The 17,923-nt window shown below is 69.5% G+C and carries 16 protein-coding genes; 14 read left to right on the forward strand and 2 right to left on the reverse strand.

The features are described 5' to 3' along the window. Window positions 1–83: 83 nt before the first annotated feature. From ACI8U3_RS11330 to ACI8U3_RS11380, 11 genes are all read left to right on the forward strand, one after another. Window positions 84–611 carry a hypothetical protein gene (locus tag ACI8U3_RS11330; RefSeq protein WP_415014983.1) on the forward strand — a complete coding sequence of 176 codons (528 nt, stop codon included), beginning with the start codon at window positions 84–86 and terminating at the stop codon, window positions 609–611. A gap of 60 nt (window positions 612–671) precedes the next feature. Next, a complete protein-coding gene (locus tag ACI8U3_RS11335; protein WP_415014984.1) occupies window positions 672–1,541 on the forward strand; it encodes a 50S ribosomal protein L11 methyltransferase in 870 nt (289 codons plus the stop codon). A gap of 34 nt (window positions 1,542–1,575) precedes the next feature. Then, entirely contained in the window at window positions 1,576–3,381 is a 1,806-nt protein-coding gene (locus ACI8U3_RS11340; RefSeq protein WP_415014985.1) for an aminopeptidase P family protein, read from the forward strand. After that, entirely contained in the window at window positions 3,366–4,361 is a 996-nt protein-coding gene (locus ACI8U3_RS11345) for a DUF2272 domain-containing protein (RefSeq protein ID WP_415014986.1), read from the forward strand. The genes ACI8U3_RS11340 and ACI8U3_RS11345 overlap by 16 nt, the downstream gene beginning before the upstream one ends. A 79-nt stretch (window positions 4,362–4,440) precedes the next feature. After that, window positions 4,441–5,436 (forward strand): aldo/keto reductase, encoded by a 996-nt coding sequence (locus tag ACI8U3_RS11350; protein ID WP_415014987.1) that lies wholly within the window; start codon window positions 4,441–4,443, stop codon window positions 5,434–5,436. Between the two features lie 101 nt (window positions 5,437–5,537). Beyond that, a complete protein-coding gene (locus ACI8U3_RS11355; RefSeq protein ID WP_415014988.1) occupies window positions 5,538–6,326 on the forward strand; it encodes a thiazole synthase in 789 nt (262 codons plus the stop codon). Between the two features lie 248 nt (window positions 6,327–6,574). Beyond that, window positions 6,575–8,257: a M28 family metallopeptidase gene (locus tag ACI8U3_RS11360; RefSeq protein WP_415014989.1), complete on the forward strand. Its 1,683-nt coding sequence runs from the start codon at window positions 6,575–6,577 to the stop codon at window positions 8,255–8,257. A gap of 56 nt (window positions 8,258–8,313) precedes the next feature. Then, a complete protein-coding gene (locus tag ACI8U3_RS11365) occupies window positions 8,314–9,924 on the forward strand; it encodes a M28 family peptidase (RefSeq protein WP_415014990.1) in 1,611 nt (536 codons plus the stop codon). 4 nt (window positions 9,925–9,928) lie between these two features. Continuing rightward, complete coding sequence (locus ACI8U3_RS11370; protein WP_415014991.1) at window positions 9,929–10,318, forward strand: RidA family protein; 390 nt, start codon at window positions 9,929–9,931, stop codon at window positions 10,316–10,318. Beyond that, window positions 10,315–10,740: a thiol-disulfide oxidoreductase DCC family protein gene (locus tag ACI8U3_RS11375; RefSeq protein ID WP_415014992.1), complete on the forward strand. Its 426-nt coding sequence runs from the start codon at window positions 10,315–10,317 to the stop codon at window positions 10,738–10,740. Before ACI8U3_RS11370 ends, ACI8U3_RS11375 begins: the two co-directional genes overlap by 4 nt. Next, window positions 10,737–12,347 (forward strand): SDR family oxidoreductase, encoded by a 1,611-nt coding sequence (locus tag ACI8U3_RS11380; RefSeq protein ID WP_415014993.1) that lies wholly within the window; start codon window positions 10,737–10,739, stop codon window positions 12,345–12,347. The genes ACI8U3_RS11375 and ACI8U3_RS11380 overlap by 4 nt, the downstream gene beginning before the upstream one ends. Window positions 12,348–12,350: 3 nt before the next feature. Here the strand turns inward: ACI8U3_RS11380 and ACI8U3_RS11385 are convergent, their stop codons facing one another. After that, window positions 12,351–12,989: a DedA family protein gene (locus ACI8U3_RS11385; RefSeq protein WP_415014994.1), complete on the reverse strand. Its 639-nt coding sequence runs from the start codon at window positions 12,987–12,989 to the stop codon at window positions 12,351–12,353. 118 nt (window positions 12,990–13,107) lie between these two features. Next, window positions 13,108–14,511 carry a serine hydrolase domain-containing protein gene (locus tag ACI8U3_RS11390; RefSeq protein WP_415014995.1) on the reverse strand — a complete coding sequence of 468 codons (1,404 nt, stop codon included), beginning with the start codon at window positions 14,509–14,511 and terminating at the stop codon, window positions 13,108–13,110. A gap of 95 nt (window positions 14,512–14,606) precedes the next feature. Between ACI8U3_RS11390 and ACI8U3_RS11395 the strand changes: the two genes are divergently transcribed. The 3 genes from ACI8U3_RS11395 (at window position 14,607) to ACI8U3_RS11405 (ending at window position 17,910) form a co-directional block, all read left to right on the forward strand. Next, window positions 14,607–15,068 carry a hypothetical protein gene (locus ACI8U3_RS11395; RefSeq protein ID WP_415014996.1) on the forward strand — a complete coding sequence of 154 codons (462 nt, stop codon included), beginning with the start codon at window positions 14,607–14,609 and terminating at the stop codon, window positions 15,066–15,068. Window positions 15,069–15,154: 86 nt separating this feature from the next. Further along, window positions 15,155–17,677: a DNA ligase D gene (ligD, locus tag ACI8U3_RS11400; RefSeq protein ID WP_415014997.1), complete on the forward strand. Its 2,523-nt coding sequence runs from the start codon at window positions 15,155–15,157 to the stop codon at window positions 17,675–17,677. A 59-nt stretch (window positions 17,678–17,736) separates the two neighbouring features. Further along, entirely contained in the window at window positions 17,737–17,910 is a 174-nt protein-coding gene (locus tag ACI8U3_RS11405) for a DUF1328 family protein (RefSeq protein ID WP_409751122.1), read from the forward strand. The last annotated feature ends 13 nt before the right edge of the window (window positions 17,911–17,923 follow it).

Genomic DNA, 17,923 nt, shown 5'->3' on the forward strand with positions numbered 1-17,923 from the left:
CGGACGGTTTGACCGTCCGGGGCTTTGTCGTTTCAGGCGCGGCTTACTTCTTGCCGAAGATCGCGTCGCCGATACGGGCGAGGATGCCCTTCTTCGCCGGAGCGCTGCGCGACGACGACGGGGTCGAGGCGGCGGGCGCGGCGGCGGCCGGAGCGGGCGTGGCCGCCGGGGCGGGGGACGCCTTCGGCGACGGGGCGGGAGCCGGGCGAGCGGCTGTGGTCGTGCGGCGGGCGGTCGTTGTCCGCGCCGTGGTCGAGCGGGTTGCGGCCGAGGTCTTCGGCTTGGCGGCCGAGGTGCGCGCGGCGGGTTTCTTTGCCGCCGTGGTCGCGGGCTTCTTCGCGGCCGTGGTCTTGGGCGCGGTCGCCTTGGCGACGGGCTTCTTCGCAGCGGCGGTCTTCGGTGCGGCGGGCGCCTTCGCCGCCGACGTCTTCACCGGCGCCTTGGCGGCCGTGGTCTTCGGCTTGGCGGCGACCTTGGGCGCAGCAGTCTTTGCAGCGGGTTTCGCTGCGGCGGATTTCGTCGCCGTCGTCTTGGCCGTCGCGGGCTTCTTCGCGGCGGTTGTTTTCGGCGTGGTTGGACTCTTGGCCATGTATTCCCCGACCCCTCGGTGATACGAGCGCACAGGGGCGCGCTCCTGTCTTGCGATTCCACACCATACCGATGTTTGAGAAATGTCCGAGTCCGCCGTTCAAATAATTGCGCGTGGCGCGCGAAAAATCGCCGAGGCCGCAGCCGCCGCCGTGGACGCCGACCCCATGCTGGAGGGCGCGACCTACTCGATCCTGGAAGAGGACGAGGACAAGGGCATATGGCGCATCGACGCCTTCCCCACGTCGACAGAGGAAGCCGACGGCATCGCCGCGCGCCTGCGTGAGCACGACGGCCTGCGCGTGCACGTTGAGAAACTGGCCGACGCCGACTGGCTGGCCATGGCGCTGTCGGGCCTGCCGCCGGTGCGCGCCGGGCGTTTCTTTGTGTATGGCGCCCACGACGAGGGCCGCGTGCCGGTCAACACCGTCAATCTGATGATCGATGCGGGCGCGGCTTTCGGCACCGGCCACCACGGCACCACGGTCGGCTGTCTCGTCGCCTTCGACGAGTTGCTCAAGCGCGAGCGGTTCGAGCGCGTTCTGGACGTGGGCGCCGGGACCGGCGTGCTGGCCATCGCGGCGGCCAAGACGGGCAGCGCCGTCGCGCTCGGCACCGACATCGACAAGCCGTCCGTGCGCATCGCCAACGAGAACGCCAAACTGAACGCCGCCCATGCCCGCTTCGTTCACGCCTCGGGCCTCAATGATCAGACCGTGCGTGGTCAGGGCCCCTATGATCTGGTGTTCGCAAACATCCTCGCCCCGCCGCTGGTGGCCCTGTCGCAGGACATCAAGACGTCGCTGAAGCTGGGCGGCGTGGCCATCCTCTCGGGCCTGCTGCGCACCCAGGAGCGCCGCGTCTCGGCCGCCTATCTGTCGCGCGGCTTTCGGCTGGAGCGCCGCATCCACCGCGACGCCTGGAGCGCGCTGGTCCTGCGCCGCATGGGGTAGAAGCGGCGGAATGATGGGCGTAAGTCATGCGCCCATGAGACAGACCTTCGACGAAACCACCGACCCGACCTTCGGCGCCAAACACCTGCCGTTGATCCGCGAGCAACTGAAGGCCCAGGGCCTCGACGGCTTCCTCGTGCCGCACGAGGACGAGCACCAGAACGAATACCTGCCCGCCGCCAACGACCGGCTGGCGTGGGTGTCCGGCTTCACCGGCTCGGCCGGCGCGGGCGTGGTCATGACCGACCGCGCCGCCGTCTTCGCCGACGGCCGCTACACCGTTCAGGTCCGCGCCCAGGTGGATGCGGACCAGTTCGACATCCTGTCCTATCCCGACGATGTCCCGACCTATCTGGCCAACGCGCCGAAGGGCGCCGTGATCGGCTATGACCCTCGCCTGCACAGCCCCGACGCTCTGGCCGGTCTCAAGCGTGCGGCGAACAAGGCGGGCGCCGAGCTGAAGCCGGTCCAGGTCAATCCGGTGGACGCAGCCTGGGCCGAGCGTCCCGCCCAGCCCCAGGCGCCCGTGGTTCCGCATCCGGACAAGTATGCGGGCGAGACCAGCGCCTCCAAGCGCGCCCGGGTGGGGCAGGGACTGGACGATGCGGGCGCCGACGCGGCCGTGCTGACCGCGCCGTCCTCCATCGCCTGGCTGTTCAACATTCGCGGCGGCGACGTGATCCGTACGCCTCTGCCGCTGGCCCAGGCGATCCTGAGCGCCGACGGAACCGCGCGCCTGTTCCTCGACCCCGCCAAGGTCACGGGCGACCTGCCGTCATGGCTGGGCAATCAGGTCTCCCTCGAAACGCCCGACGACCTGCCCGGCGCCATCGCCGCGCTGAAGGGCAAGCGCGTCCTGATCGATCCGGCCCAATCCTCGGCCTGGTACTTCGACCAATTGGAAGGCGCCGGCGCGACCGTGGTCCGCGCCGCCGATCCCTGCGCCCTGCCGCGCGCCGTCAAGAACCCGGTGGAGATCGAGGGCAGTCGTCAGGCCCACATCCGCGACGGCGCCGCCATCGCCAATTTCCTGCACTGGGTCGCCACCGAGGCGCAGCAGACCCTGCCCGACGAGCGGGCCATCGTCGAAAAGCTGGAAGGCTTCCGCGAGGCCACCGGCGCCCTGAAGGATCTGTCGTTCGACACCATCGCCGGCGCCGGCCCCAACGGCGCCCTGCCGCACTACAAGCCGGTCACCAGCACCATCCGCCGCATCGAGACGGGCAGTCTGCTGCTGGTGGACGGCGGCGGCCAGTATCTGGACGGCACCACCGACATCACCCGCACCATGGCGATCGGCGAGCCCACCGCCGAACAGAAGGACCGCTTCACCCGCGTCCTCAAGGGCCACATCGCCATGACCGTCGTGCGCTTCCCCGCGGGGACCACGGGTCATCAGCTGGACGCCCTGGCGCGCCTGCCCCTGTGGATGGCGGGCCTCGACTATGACCATGGAACGGGTCATGGCGTCGGCAGCTATCTGGGCGTCCACGAGGGCCCCCAGCGCATCGCCAAGGCGCCCAACAGCCAGCCGCTGATGGAGGGCATGATCGTCTCGAACGAGCCCGGCTACTACAAGCCCGGCCACTGGGGCATCCGTATCGAGAACCTGCAGGTGGTCACGCCCGCCGCGCCCATCGAGGGCGGCGAGCGCCCCATGCACGGCTTCGAGGCCCTGACCTTCGCCCCCATCGACCGGCGCCTGATCGAGACCGCCTTGCTGACTCCGGAAGAGCGCGCCTACATGGACGCCTACCACGCCGAAGTGCTGGAGAAGATCAGCCCGCACGTGGACGGCGACGTCCGCGCGTGGCTGGAGGCCGCGTGCGCGCCGCTGTAGCCGCGCTCATCGCGCTGGGGCTGGCCACGCCGGTTCAGGCGCAGACCGCCCGTCTGCCGCGTGACGCCTTCGATGTGATCCCGCCGTCCGAGCGCGTGGCGGGCGAGCCGGGCGTCATGCGCGTCATCCAGTCCGGCTGCCGCGCCGGCCCGACGGACTGGGCCCGTCGCCGCATCGTCGATGTGGCGGTTCAGGAGTGGGCCTTCTTCGGCTTCCAGACCGTGGACGCGCGCCCGGTGGAGGCGGGACGCCTGCCTGACGGCGTCGTGCCGGATGCGCTGAACCCGCGCCGCCCGGCGCCGCGACAGGCGCGCCACATGCTGCGCTTCGGCGACTGGGAGGACCGCGAGCGCGTCACCGCCACGGTCGCCGGCTACTGGTCCGCCACTCCGGACGGCGCCGAGGTCATCGGCGACCAGAACCGCCAATGGCGCCGCACGGACCGCCCCATCGACTGGGTGCAGCCCTGGTCCGCCGCCTTCATCAGCTGGGTCATGTGCGAGGGCGGGCTGGGCGACATGGGCCAGTTCGCCCGCGACATCTCGCATCGGGTCTATATCGATCAGGCCATCCGCGCCCGCGACGGCCAGGCGCCGGACGCCGCCTTCGTGGCGCACGATGCGGGCGAGGCTGAAATCCAGCCCGGCGACCTGCTGTGCAACGCGCGCGGCTCGGCCAGCTATCGCACCCTGGCCGACCGCCGCCGCGAAACCGGTGAATACGCGCCGCTCCACTGCGACATCGTGGTCCGCGTCGATGCTGAGGCGGGCCTGTTCCACATGATCGGCGGCAACGTCATGAACAGCGTCACCCTGACCATCCTGCCCGGCGTGCGGGACGGCGAGCATCTGCGCCCGCTGGCCGAGGACGATCTGGAGGGCGCGCGCACCATGTTCGCCCATCTTAAGCTGCGCGCCCCCGCCATCGCGCCGAACGCCCTCGACGCGACCCCGACCATCCGGGCCATGAACGCGCCTTGAATCCCGCCCGCCCGGCGCCCAACTGAAAGCGGTCGGCGGCCACGGTCGCCCCTTCCCCACATCAGCAGGAGAGCGCCCCATGAAGACGCGCAAACTGGGCCCGAGCGGCCCCGATGTTTCAGCCATCGGTCTGGGCTGCATGGGCATGAGCGCCTTCTACGGCGGCCGCGCCGACAGCGAGGCGGAGTCCATCGCCACCATCCACCGGGCGCTGGATCTGGGCGTCACCCTGTTCGACACCGCCGAAATCTACGGGCCCCACACCAATGAAGAACTGGTGGGCAAGGCCCTGGCCGGAAAGCGCGACCGCGCCTTCATCGCCACCAAGTTCGGCATCCGCACCGACTATGTGGCCGGCGGCGGCATGCCGCTGGACGGCTCGCCCGCCAATGCGCGCCGGGCGGTGGAGGGCAGCCTGAAGCGTCTCGGCGTCGAGACAATCGACCTGTACTACCTGCACCGGGTCGACCCGGCGACGCCCATCGAGGACACCGTCGGCGAAATGGCCCGCTTCGTGGACGAGGGGAAGGTCCGCTTCCTCGGCCTGTCCGAAGCGTCCGCCGCCACCCTGCGCCGCGCCCACGCGGTGCACCCCATCACGGCGCTGCAGACCGAATACTCCTTGTGGACCCGCGACGTGGAGGACGAGATCCTGCCCACGTGCCGCGAACTGGGCGTCGGCTTCGTGCCCTACAGCCCTCTGGGCCGGGGCTTTCTGACCGGCGCCATTCGCTCGCCCGACGACTTTGAGGACGGCGACTCGCGCAAGTCCAACCCCCGCTTCCAGGGCGAGAATTTCGCCCGCAACCTGCGGCTGGTGGACGAGGTGAAAGCCATCGCCGCCGACAAGGGCGTTACCCCCGCCCAACTGGCCTTGGCCTGGGTTCTGGCCCAGGGGGACGACCTGGTCCCGATCCCCGGCACCAAGCGGGTGAGCCGGCTGGAGGAGAACGTCGGCGCGCTCGACGTGATCCTCACGCGGGAGGACCTGTCCCGGATCGAGGCGGTGTTTCCCAAGGGTGCCGCCGACGGTGATCGTTATCCGGAAGCGGCGATGAAGGCGCTGAACGGTTAGGACTTCCTGTTCGGGGTGGTTTTCCTGAGCCGTCGCCGGGGAGGGTTCAAAAGCGGTTTCCGGCCCTTTCCCTTCAGGGCGCGGCGGCCTAGGTGAACGCCATGACCGAGACCACACAGACCAACGACACCTGGACCGTCGCCGGACGGACCTTCTCCTCGCGCCTGATCGTGGGGACGGGCAAGTACAAGGACTACGCCGTCAACGCCGCCGCCGCCGAGGCGGCCGGGGCCGAGATCGTGACCGTGGCGGTGCGGCGGGTGAATCTGACCGATCCGGGCCAACCGGTGCTGACGGATTTTCTGGACCCCAAGCGCTATACCTATCTGCCCAACACGGCGGGGTGTTTCACGGGCGAGGAGGCGGTGCGGACCCTGCGGCTGGCGCGCGAGGCGGGCGGCTGGACCCTGGTGAAGCTGGAGGTGCTGGCCGACCAGAAGACCCTGTTCCCCGACATGGAGGAGACGCTGCGGTCGCTGAAACTGCTGACCGCCGAGGGATTCGAGGTGATGGTCTATTGCACCGACGACCCGGTCTATGCGCGCAAGCTGGAGGACGCGGGCGCGGTGGCCATCATGCCGCTGGGCGCCCCCATCGGTTCGGGTCTGGGGGTGCAGAACCCCATCAATATCCGCCTGATCGTGGAGCAGTCGTCGGTGCCGGTGCTGGTGGACGCGGGCGTGGGCACGGCGTCGGACGCGGCGGTGGCCATGGAGCTGGGCTGTGACGGGGTGCTGATGAACACCGCCATCGCCGAGGCGCGCGAGCCGATCCGCATGGCGCGGGCCATGAAGCATGCGGTGATCGCGGGGCGGGAAGCCTATCTGGCCGGACGGATGAAGAAGCGGCTGTATGCGGACCCGTCGTCGCCGCTGGCGGGGTTGATCTGAATTCAGACCTTCTCCCGATGGGAGAAGGGGGACCCGCGCACCGGAGCGCAGCGGAGGTTCTGGCGCGGGGGATGAGGGTCGGTTTTCCCCCGTGAGCCAGCCGCCCCTCACCCTGCGCGCGAAGGAGCGGCTCGCTTCGCTCCCCGCTGCGCGCAGCCCTCTCCCATCGGGAGAGGGAGGGGATTATCGACACCGGTCAATACGCTGGATAGGGTGCGCGCAATCCTGAAACCGCATCCGAGGTTGCCATGCGTCCTGCCCGTTTCGCCGCTGTCCTGATGGCGAGCGCCGCGCTCGCCCTGCCGCTTTCGCTGGGGGCCTGCGCCACCACCGCCGACATGGGCGGGGAGCCTGTCGCCTTCGAGGCCCAGCGCCTGTCGGACCACATCCGCACCATGTCGGATGATCGCTTCGAAGGACGCGGCATCGGCCAGGACGAGGCGGGCGAGCAGCTGACCGTGGCCTATCTGATCGAGCAGTTCTCCAACGCCGGGCTGGCGCCGGGCGGCGAGAACGGCGGCTGGACCCAGACGGTGACCCTGAACCGGTTCGAGGCGTCGGACATCGAAGCCAGCCTGAGCGTGGGCGACTGGACCCTGCCGGTGACCCAGGGCGAGCAGGTGGCCATCTCCACCCGCCTGCCGGGCGAGGCGGTGAACCTGGAGGACGCCGAGCTGGTGTTCGTGGGCTATGGCGTGACCGCGCCGGAGCGTCAGTGGGACGACTTCAAGGACATGGACGTGCGGGGCAAGATCCTGGTGGTTCTGGTCAACGATCCCGACTTTGAACAGCCTGAGCTGGGCACCTTCGGCGGCCGGGCCATGACCTATTACGGGCGCTGGTCCTACAAGTACGAGGAAGCCGCGCGGCGCGGGGCGGCGGGCGTGCTGGTGGTGCACGAGACGGCGCCGGCGTCCTATGGCTGGGCCACGGTGCGCAACTCGTGGAGCGGGCCGCAGTTCGACATCGTGCGCCAGAACGCGGCGGACGAGCGCATTCCGGTGGAGGCGTGGATCCAGCGCGACGTGGCGGTGGATCTGTTCCGCCGGGCCGGACAGGATTTCGAGGCCCTGAAGCTCGCGGCGCGCAGCCGGGACTTCCAGCCGGTGGCGCTGGACGGCGCGTCCATGGACGTGAGTTTTGACGTGGCCACCTCGACCATCCAGACCGACAACGTCATCGGCGTTCTGCGCGGCACGACGCACCCGGACGAGACGATCCTGTACGGCGGCCACTGGGACCACATCGGCATGGGCGAGCCGGACGCGAGCGGCGACGGCATCTTCAACGGCGCGGTGGACAACGCCTCGGGCATGGCCGCGATCATCGAGATCGCGCGCCGCTTCGGCGCCGGACCGCAGCCGGAACGCTCGGTAGTGTTCATGGGCTTCACCGCCGAGGAGAGCGGGCTTCTGGGGGCCGAATACTACGCAGCCAATCCGTTGTATCCGCTGGAGACCATGGTGGCGGGCGTGAACATCGACAGCGCCAACGTCTATGGTCGCACCACGGACATGGCGGTGACCGGACACGGTCAGTCGGCGCTGGACGATTATGTGGAGACGGCCGCCGCCGAGCTGAACCGCACGGTGACGCCGGATCCGCGGCCGGAGGCGGGCGGCTATTTCCGTTCGGACCACTTCCCGTTCGTGAAGCGCGGCGTGCCGATGATCTATGCGGGCGGAGGAACGACCTTCCGCGACGAGCCGGTGCAGCCCCGCATCGACGCGCGGGCCGAATACGGCCGCACCCGCTATCACCAGGCGGCGGACGAGTGGTCGCCGGACTTCGACTATGCGGGCATGATCGAGGACATGGAGATCTGGTACGAGGTGGGCGCGCGTCTGGCGAACAGCCGGGACTGGCCCGAGTGGCGCCCGACCTCCGAGTTCATCACCGTGCGCGCCGAAAGCGCCGACGCGCGCCAGTAAGGCTTGAGGGCGGCCGGATCGTACGGGTCGCCCAAATTTCCCAAGGACAGAATGACGTGACTCGTTTTCAGATCACCGGCCGCGTGGCCGCCGCCGCCCTGCTGCTCGCCGCCTGGCCGGCGCAGAGCCAGGATTTTTCCGCCGAACGCCTGTCGCAGGGCGTGCGCACCATCAGCACCGACGCCTTCGCCGGGCGCTATCCGGGCGAGGTGGGCGAGGGCATGACCCTGGGCTGGCTGATTGCGCAGTATGAGGCGCTGGGGCTGGAGCCCGGCGGGCCGGACGGTGAGTGGCTGCAGCCGGTGGACCTGAGCCGCTATGAGCCGGTGCGCCCCGCGACGGCGGCGTGGCGCGCGAACGGCGAGGGTCACGCTCTGGAGGACGGCGTGCTGTTGCGGGCGGCGTCCAATGACGGACGGGCGCAGGTCAGCGGCGCGCCGGTGGTGTTCGCCGGATACGGCATCCATGCGCCGGAGCGGAACTGGGACGACTATGGCGACATGGACGTGGACGGCGCCGTGGTCGTCTTCGTGTCGGGTGAGCCGGACGGGGAACTGTTCAACGGCGAGTATCGCACGGCATACGCCAGCGATTCCGCCAAGGCGGCGGAAGCCTATCGGCGCGGGGCGGTGGGTGTGCTGACGCTGGTGGACGCCACAGCCGACGAACCGGCCTGGGCGCGGCGGGCGCAGTTCAACGATCGCCGCCGCACCCTGTCGCCGGGCAATGACGATCTGGAATTCACCGGGACGGTGCTGGCGGCCACTTTCGGACAATGGGCCGAGGCGGCGGGGCTGACGCTCGAAGACGTGACAGCCGGTTTGGGCGGGGGCGAGTTCCGGGCCGTGGCGCTGGAGGGCGTGACCCTGGACGTGGACGCCGAGGAGACGGTGGAAACCCAGCGGTCGTGGAACCTGCTGGCGCGCATCCCGGGGACCGCGCGGCCGGAGGAGACCATCGTGTTTTCGGCCCACTGGGACCATGTGGGCGTGCGCGGGGATGGCGAGGGCGACCACATCTACAACGGCGCCTGGGACAACGCCTCGGGCACCGTCGGGCTGGTGGAGATGGCGCGTGAGCTGAAGGCCGCCGGGCCGTTCGAGCGGTCCGTGGTGTTCCTGCATGTCACGGCGGAGGAGCAGGGCCTGCTGGGGGCGTTCTGGTATGCGGCCAATCCGGTCTATGCGCTGGAGACGACGGTGGCCAACATCAACATCGACATGTTGCCGCTGTCGGCGCCGACGCGGGATCTGCCGATCTTCGGGCTGGGGCAGAACAGTCTGGAGGACGAGCTGCAGGTTCTGGCCGAGGCGGAGGGGCGCTATGTCACCGACGACGGCCAGCCGGAGCAGGGGTTCTATTATCGCTCGGACCACTTCGCCTTCGCGCGGGCGGGCGTGCCGGCGCTGATGCCGTGGCACGGGGTGGATCTGGACGAGGGCGGGCGCGAGGTGGGTCTGCCGGCCTATCAGGCGAAGTTCCGCAGCGACTATCACCAGCCCAGCGACGAATGGAGCCAGGACCTCGATTTCTCATCGGCTGTCGAGAACCTGACCCTGCTGTACCGGCTGACGGTCGATCTGGCGGACAGCGAGCGCTGGCCGTCGTGGAAGCCCACGTCGGAGTTCGGCGCGGTGCGTGATCGCAGCGCGGCCAGTCGGGAGTAGGCCCATGGCGGCGCGCCTCACTCCCCTGACCGGCGATGGCTCGCCGCCCGTTCAGGGCAGCTATCCGCAGGCGGTGGAAGTGACCGGCGCGACCCGCTGGCTTTATCTGTCGGGCCAGATTCCGGTGAAGCCCGACGGAGGCCTGTCGCCGGATTTCACAGAACAGTGCCGCCAGTGCTGGGCCAACATCGAGGCGCAGCTGCGAGCCGCCGGCATGACCCTGGACAATCTGGTCAAGGTCACGACGTTCCTGTCGAGCCGGGCCTATGCGCTGGAGAACCGGGCGGTTCGGCTGGAGGTGCTGGAGCATCGCCAGCCAGCCCTGACCGTCATCATCACTGACCTCTTCGATGAGGCGTGGCTGGTGGAGATCGAGGCCGTGGCGGCGGCATGAGCCGCTGGGCGCCCGTCCCTGCACCGGATCTGGCCGACGGTCTGATCCTGTTCGACGGGGTCTGCGTGTTCTGTTCGCGCTGGGTTCGGTTCGTGATTGCGAGGGACCCGGAGGCGCGGTTCCGGTTCCTGCCGATCCAGTCGGCGCAGGGGCGAGCGTTGGCTGTGCGGCTGGGCGTCAACCCCGACGCACCGGAAACCAATGTCGCGATCATGGACGGACGGGCGCTGATGAAGTCAGACGCGGCGCTGTCGGTGCTGGGCATGCTGAAGGGCGTGCGCTGGTTGGGGACGTTGCGCCATGTCCCGCGCTGGATGCGCGATCCGCTGTATGACCTGATCGCGCGCAATCGTTATGCGATCTTCAGGCGCACGGAGGCCTGCATGGTTCCCGGGCCCGACGAGCGGGCGCGGTTCCTGTGACGAAGGTGCTGGTCATCGGCGGTGCGGGGGTGTTCGGCGGGCATCTGGCGCGGGAGCTGGCGGCGATGGGGCTGTCGGTGATCGTCGCGGGGCGGAATCTGGAGCGGGCCCAGACGACGGCGCACAGCATCGGCGGGACGGCCGTGTGGCTGGACCGGGACCGGGTGACGGTGGAGGAGCTGCACGCCACGGGCGCGGCGGTGGTGGTGGACGCGGCGGGGCCGTTTCAGGGCGGGGAGCCGACGGTTGCGCGGGCGGCGATGGAGGCGGGGCTGCACTATGTGGACCTGGCTGATGCGCGGGACTTCGTGACCGGGTTCGCGGCGCTGGACGGCGAGGCGCGGGCGGCGGGCGTGACGCTGCTGACCGGCGCCAGCTCGACCCCGGCGCTGTCGCACGCGGTGCTGGATCACCTGACGGAAGGCTGGCGGGGCATCGATCATGTGGAGGCGGCCATATCGCCGGGGGCGCGGGCGCCGCGCGGCCGGGCGGTGATGGAGGCGATCCTGACCTGGCTGGGGCGACCGGTGCAGGTGTTCAGCGACGGAGGATGGCGTCAGCGGCGCGGCTGGGGCGGGCTGTACCGGCGCCAGATGGGAGCGGCGGGGCGGCGGTGGCTGTCGCTGTGCGAGACGCCGGATCTGGATCTGATGGCGGCGCGGTATCGTCCGACCCGGTCCGCGCTGTTTCTGGCGGGGTTGGAGCCGCCCCTGCTGCATCTGGGTGCTTGGATGCTGGGCGGCCTGTCGGCCCTCACGGGGGTGAAGCTGAGAGCGGCCGCGCCGGCGCTGACCGCGATGGCGAAGCCGTTCGCGATGATCGGGGACGACCGGGGCGCGATGCGGGTGGAGGCGCGGGGGCTGGACGCGGAAGGTCGTCCGGCGCGCGCGGTGTGGAGCCTGACGGCGCCGCCAGGCAGGGGACCGGTGACGCCCGCGCTGCCCGCTGCGGCGGCGGTGGCGGCGATCTTTGACGGCCTCACGAAGCCGGGTGCGGGCGCCTGTGTCGGTTTGCTCAGCCTCACGGATATGGCGCCGTTTCTGGCGCGGCACGGGCTGGCCACGGCCATTGAGGTGACGCCACTGGCGTTGTTCGAGCGGGCAGCGGCGGGGTTCGAGGAACTGCCCACGCCGATGAAGGCGCTGCACCGGACCATGGGTCGGTCGGTCTGGCGAGGCCGGGCGTCGACGCAGGGAGCGCAGACCCGAATGGGTCGGTTGGTCGCCGCCGTATTCGGCTTTCCTCGCGAGCAGGCCGACGCTCCTGTGGAGGTGGCGATCGATGCTGGTCCCGAGGGCTCGGTGTGGCGGCGGACGATTGGCCGGGACCGATTCCGCAGCGTGCTGTCAGATCGACCGGGCGGGGTGTCGGAACGGTTCGGCCTGCTGACCTTCGACCTGCGCCTGAGCGCCAGCCCTGAACGCCTGACATACGAGGTGGCGGGATGGCGATTGGGGTCGCTGCCTCTGCCCGGCCGGCTGGCGCCGGAGACGCGCACCCATGAGGCGGTGGACGACCGGGGTCGGTTCACCTTCGACGTGGAGATCCGGGCGCCGCTGGTCGGGCGGCTGGTTCGGTATCGCGGCTGGCTGGTCCGGGCGGACTGAAGCTCAGGCGCCCTCGCGGATCAGCTTCTTGCTGATCAGCTTCCAGGCCACGACGGTGGCGATGGTGATGACCAGGGCGATGGCGGCGACGATGCCGGCGGTGTGCAGGTGCTCGTCCAGGTGGGCGAACTGGGTCAGGCCTGCGGCCACCAGCCAGCCCGGCGCGATCATCACCGGCACCCAGACAACGGCCGAGAAGAAATTGGCCAGCTGGAACTTGGTCTGGCCCATGGCGGTCATGCCCGCGATCAGGGGCACGAAGGCGCGCACCGGACCCATGAACCGGCACAGGAAGATCGAGGTCACGCCGTAGTGGCGGAAGAACAGGCGCGCCCGCGCCAGGGGGCGACGGTGCGGCTTGAGCCAGGGGTGGCGCCAGGCGCGCGGGCCGACGCGGCGGCCGATCCAGTAGGAGACCGCATCGCCGAGGGTCGCGCCGGCGATGCACCATAGAAGGACAGGAACCGGGTGCAGCACGCCCGCGCCGATCAGGCCGCCCGCCGTCACCATCAGGATGGTGGCGGGGAAGAAGGCGCCGATGAACACCATCGATTCGCCGAAGGTGATCAGACCCAGGATCGGGGCGGCCCACATGACATGCTCCTGCATGAACGTGTTCAGGTCGGCGATCAGGTCTTCCAACAGCAACTCCGGCGCGAGAGGGTAGAGGGTCGATATAGGCGGTTCGCATCCTCTGACCACAGAGGGACAGCCGAATTGTGACAATCCGGGCGACGGTGTGACGCAGATGCGGCGCCGCTCATCGCGGCAATGCCGCCAGGACGTCGGCGGTGAAGCGGGCGATGTCGAAGCCTTCGCCGCCGGGGCCGACGGCGTCGAAGCCGCGCCGGATCACCAGTACGTTCCGCTCGGGCACAATGAACAGATACTGGCCGCGGTTGCCCTGGGCGGCATAGGTCCCCTCCGGCAGGTTCTGTTCGGGGCCGAAAAGCCAGAACTGGGCGCCGTAACCGGCGCCGCGCGGCGGCTGGGCTGGGGCTGGCTCGGCCACATAGTCGGTCCAGCCCTCGGCCAGGATGCGGTCGCCCTCCCAGACGCCGTCGTTCAGATAGAGCAGGCCCAGCCGCGCCATGTCGCGGGCGGTGGTCCAGACCTGGCTGGAGAAGACGAAGTCGCCGTCCCAGTCGGTCTCGGGAACGGTGCGGGTCATCCCGATGCGCCACAGCAGGGATTCGAAGGGATAATCCAGATAGCGATCATCGTCGTCCATGGCGGCGCGCAGGGATCGCATGGCCAGCAGGGTGTCGTTGTTGGCGTATCGCCAGCGGCTGCCGGGCGGCGCCAGCAGGGGCAGGACGGCGGACCGCTCGGCCACCAGGGTCCCGCCGAAGTAGATGGCGTCGGTGCGGTTGCCGGGGCCTTCGGTATCAAGGCCGCTGGCCATGTGCAGCAGGTTCTCGAGGGTGATCGACCGGCGCGGGTCGCCGGGACGGGACCATTCGGGCACGGGGGCGGGAGCGTTCACGTCGATGATGTCCTGATGCACCGCTGCGCCGATGACCGAGGCGGCGATGCTCTTGCCCACCGACCATGTGCGCTGGGAGACGTGAGGGCCGAAGCCTTCGCGATAGCGCTCGGCGACGATGCGACCATCTGCGACCACGATGACAGCTGTGGTCTCGCTGCCCTCGCCATAAGTGGTCCGGTCGAAGGCCGACGCGACGAGGGAGTCGAGCGCCGCCGGGGCGGGACGGTCGGACAGGGCGCCCGCGTCGCCGCGGGGCCAGGGCAGGGCGTCGGTGGCGGCCAGATCGGGGCCGTCCCTGTTCAGACGCGGCGCCATGGCTGCATCGTCCGCGTCGGCGCCGGGCGGCAGCTGGACGCAGCCCAGATGGGGTCGCCAGACGGCGGTGCGGGGCGCCATGTCGTCGGCGAAGGGGACGGTGACGGTGCGGGCCTGTTGATCGATGGCGGCCGGCAGCTCGGCCACCGGCGCGCGAAGCTCCTGATAGATGCGGGTCAGGTCGTCGGAGGCGACGGTCGCCTCGTCCAGCCCCCCGTTAAACATGCCGCTGCACAGGAAGGCGGCCTTGTAACCGGCCGCCAGCGACAGACGAGCGCGGTCCGGCGCGTCCTGGGCCTGGGCGCCGCCGCCGAGGGTCAGGCACAGCACGAGGGTCGCGCCGAGAAGTTTCCGCTGCATTGGCCGTCTCCCGTGTTCGCGCCGATCCAAGAGGGGCGGAAGGGCCGGGTCAAGACCGCCGGAAACGATCGGCGGCGTTCGGCGTTTCGGGAGACATGAAACACGCCCTGCTGATCGCTCCCGCCGCTGCGGTCCTGTTGCTCGCCGCGTGCGGGGATCAAACCAATCCGCCGACAGAACCGGCCGCACCGGTGACCGAGGCGCCGATGGTCAATCCCACCGCCCCGATCCAGCCGGGCGAGGGACCGGAAAGCTTCGTGGGAACCTGGGCGGCGCAGGAAGCGTGGTGCGAGAACACCTCGGCGACCACAGATCAGGTTCCCATCCGCATCTCGGCCGAACGGTTTGAGGGATATGAGAACCGCTGCGACATCACCGCCATCGAACAGGCTGGTGACAGCTATGACGCCAGTCTGTCGTGCGAGGCCGAGGGCATGACCAGCCAGGAGACGGTCAACATGCGGGTGATTGGAGACCGTCTGACCCTGACCTGGGCCGACCGGGGGAACGAAGCGGTGCAGTTGGTGCGATGCGGGGCCGGGCCAGGTCAGAACTGACCGATCCCCTGGTGAAGCCGGCCGACTGAGCGATTCCACCACCAGCGCGTTCAGCTCTCGAACCGTGCGAGGGAGGATCCGCGCATATGACCCGCGGCGAGCTCAAGACCTATCGGACCAAACGGAATTTCGAGTCGACGCCCGAGCCGAAGGGCCGGAAGGCGGCGCGGTCGAAAGCCGGGCTGCGCTATCTGATCCAGCGCCATGCGGCGACGCGGCTGCACTATGATTTCCGCATTGAGCACGACGGGGTGCTGAAGTCCTGGGCGGTGACCAAGGCGCCGTCGCGCGACCCGTCGGTCAAGCGGCTGGCCGTGGAGGTGGAGGACCACCCCATGGACTACGGCGGCTTCGAGGGCACGATCCCGGAGGGCAACTACGGCGCCGGCACGGTGCAGATGTGGGACGAGGGCGTCTGGACGCCGCAGGACGAGGATGTGGACGCGGCTTTCAGGAAGGGTGTGGTCAAGCTGACGCTGGAGGGCGAGCGGCTGAAGGGCGGCTGGGCGCTGATCCGGCTGAAGTCGGACCGGGGTCGGCCGTCGAATTGGTTGCTGGTCAAGGAGAAGGACGAGCACGCCGTGGAGGGCGAGGGCGACGCCCTGGCCGAGATCGACGCCTCGGTGACCACGGGCCGCAGCCTGGCGGAGATCGCTGGGGGCGATGCGGAATGGACGTCGTCGAAGCCGACGAAGCGCAAGGAGCCGGCGAAGCCGAAGATCACGAAGGCGCAAAAGAGCACGGGCAAGGGGGCGCCCGCGTTCACGCCGATCCAGCTGTGCAAGGTGGTGGACAATCCGCCGGGCGCGTCGGGCTGGGCCCACGAGATCAAGTTCGACGGCTACCGGATTCAGATCGCCGTGGGCGGCGGCAAGGCGAAGCTTTACACGCGCAGCGGGCTGGACTGGTCGGCGAAGTTCCCCGCGCTGGCCAAGCAGGCGGCCAACTGGCCCGACGGGGTGATCGACGGGGAGCTGTGCGCGCTGGATGACGAGCACATGCCGGACTTCTCGGCGTTGCAGGCGGCCATTTCCGAGGAGCGCACGGACGCGCTCATCTATTTCGCCTTCGACCTGATGTTCGAGGGGGCTGAGGATCTGCGCAAGCTGCCGCTGGCCAAGCGCAAGGCGCGGTTGCAGGCTTATGTGGACAGGGTTGGGGAGGCGGGGCCGAACCTGAGGTTCGTTGAGCATTTCGCCACCACGGGTCAGGCGGTGCTGGACAGCGCCTGCCGCATGGATCTGGAGGGGGTGATCTCCAAGAAGCTGGACGCGCCATACCGGGCGGGGCGCCAGGCCAGCTGGGTGAAGTCCAAGTGCCGGGGCCGGGACGAGGTGATCATCGGCGGCTGGTCGTCCGAGAAGGGCACGCGATTCCGTTCGCTGCTGGTGGGGGTCAGGGAAGGCAAGGGCCTGCGCTATCTGGGCCGGGTGGGCACGGGCTACAGCGCGGCGCTGACCAAGGTGCTGGTCCCGGCGCTGAAAGGCGCCGCGTCTGACGACAGCCCGTTCGCGGGCAAGGGGACTCCGAAAGGGGGGCGGGAGATCCACTGGGTCGAGCCGGTGCTGGTGGCCGAGATCGAGCACGGGGGCTTCACCGAGAACGGGACCCTGCGCCATGCGGCCTACAAGGGCCTGCGCGAGGACAAGGCGCCGAAGGACGTGACCGACGCGCCGCAGGCGCCGGCCAAGACGGTGAGCCCCAAGGGCAGGGTGGTGGTGGCCGGCGTTACCATCTCCAGTCCCGACAAGGCGCTTTGGCCCGCCCATGACGGCGAGGCGGCGATCACCAAGGCGGATCTGGCGCGCTACATGGAAATGGCGGCCGAGCGGATCCTGCCCCATGTGGCGGACCGGCCCACCTCCATCATCCGGGCGCCGGATGGCATTGAGGGGGAGACCTTCTTCCAGCGCCACGCCATGAAGGGGTCGAGTCCGCGCCTGAAGCTGATCGATGTGAAGCAGCGCAATCCCTATCTGGCGGCGTCGGATGTGGGCGGGCTGGTGGCCATCGCCCAGTCCGGGGGCATTGAGCTGCACCCGTGGGGCTGCAAGCCGGGCGATCCGGAGACGCCCGAGCAGCTGACCTTCGATCTGGACCCGGACGAGGGGCTGGATTTCGAGGACGTCATCGCGGCGGCGAAGGACATGAAGACCGCGTTGGAGGCGCTGGGCCTGAACCCGTTCGTGAAGACGACGGGCGGCAAGGGGCTGCACGTGGTGGTCCCGATCAAGGCGGACGGGCGCAGCCGGGTGGAGTGGGATCAGGCCAAGGCGTTCGCGAAGGCGGTCTGCGAACAGGTGAAGGACGCGGCGCCAGATCGCTACACCACCACGTTGTCGAAGAAGGCGCGGGGCGGGAAGATCTTTCTGGACTACCTGCGCAACGGGCGCATGGCGACGGCGGCGGCGCCCTGGTCGGCGCGGGCGCGGCCGGGGGCGACCATAGCCTTTCCCCTGTCGTGGGGGCAGGTGCGCAAGGGGCTGGACCCCAAGGCCTACACCCTTCGCACGGCGCCGGGCCTGCTCAAGAAGCCCGACCCGTGGAAGGACTTCAGGAAGGGCGAGGTGTCCCTGCGGCCCATCCTGAAGAAGGTGGGCGTGGACTAGCGAATGTTGGAACGCCCGTGTCTGCGTGCCCTTACCCGGCCTTCAACAAGGAGAACGACATGCTGAAGTGGGCGCTGATTTTCGCCGTTATCGCTATTGTGGCCGGGCTTGCCGGCTTTACCGGGATCGCCGGCGCCGCCGCCGGGATCGCGCAGTTCCTCGCCATCGCCGCCGTGGTGGTGTTCGTGGTGCTGCTGGTTCTGGGCTTCACGGTGGCCAAGAAAGTCACCTGACGGGAGACGCCGG

It is taken from the genome of Brevundimonas sp. (assembly GCF_047617075.1).
Lineage (GTDB): Bacteria > Pseudomonadota > Alphaproteobacteria > Caulobacterales > Caulobacteraceae > Brevundimonas.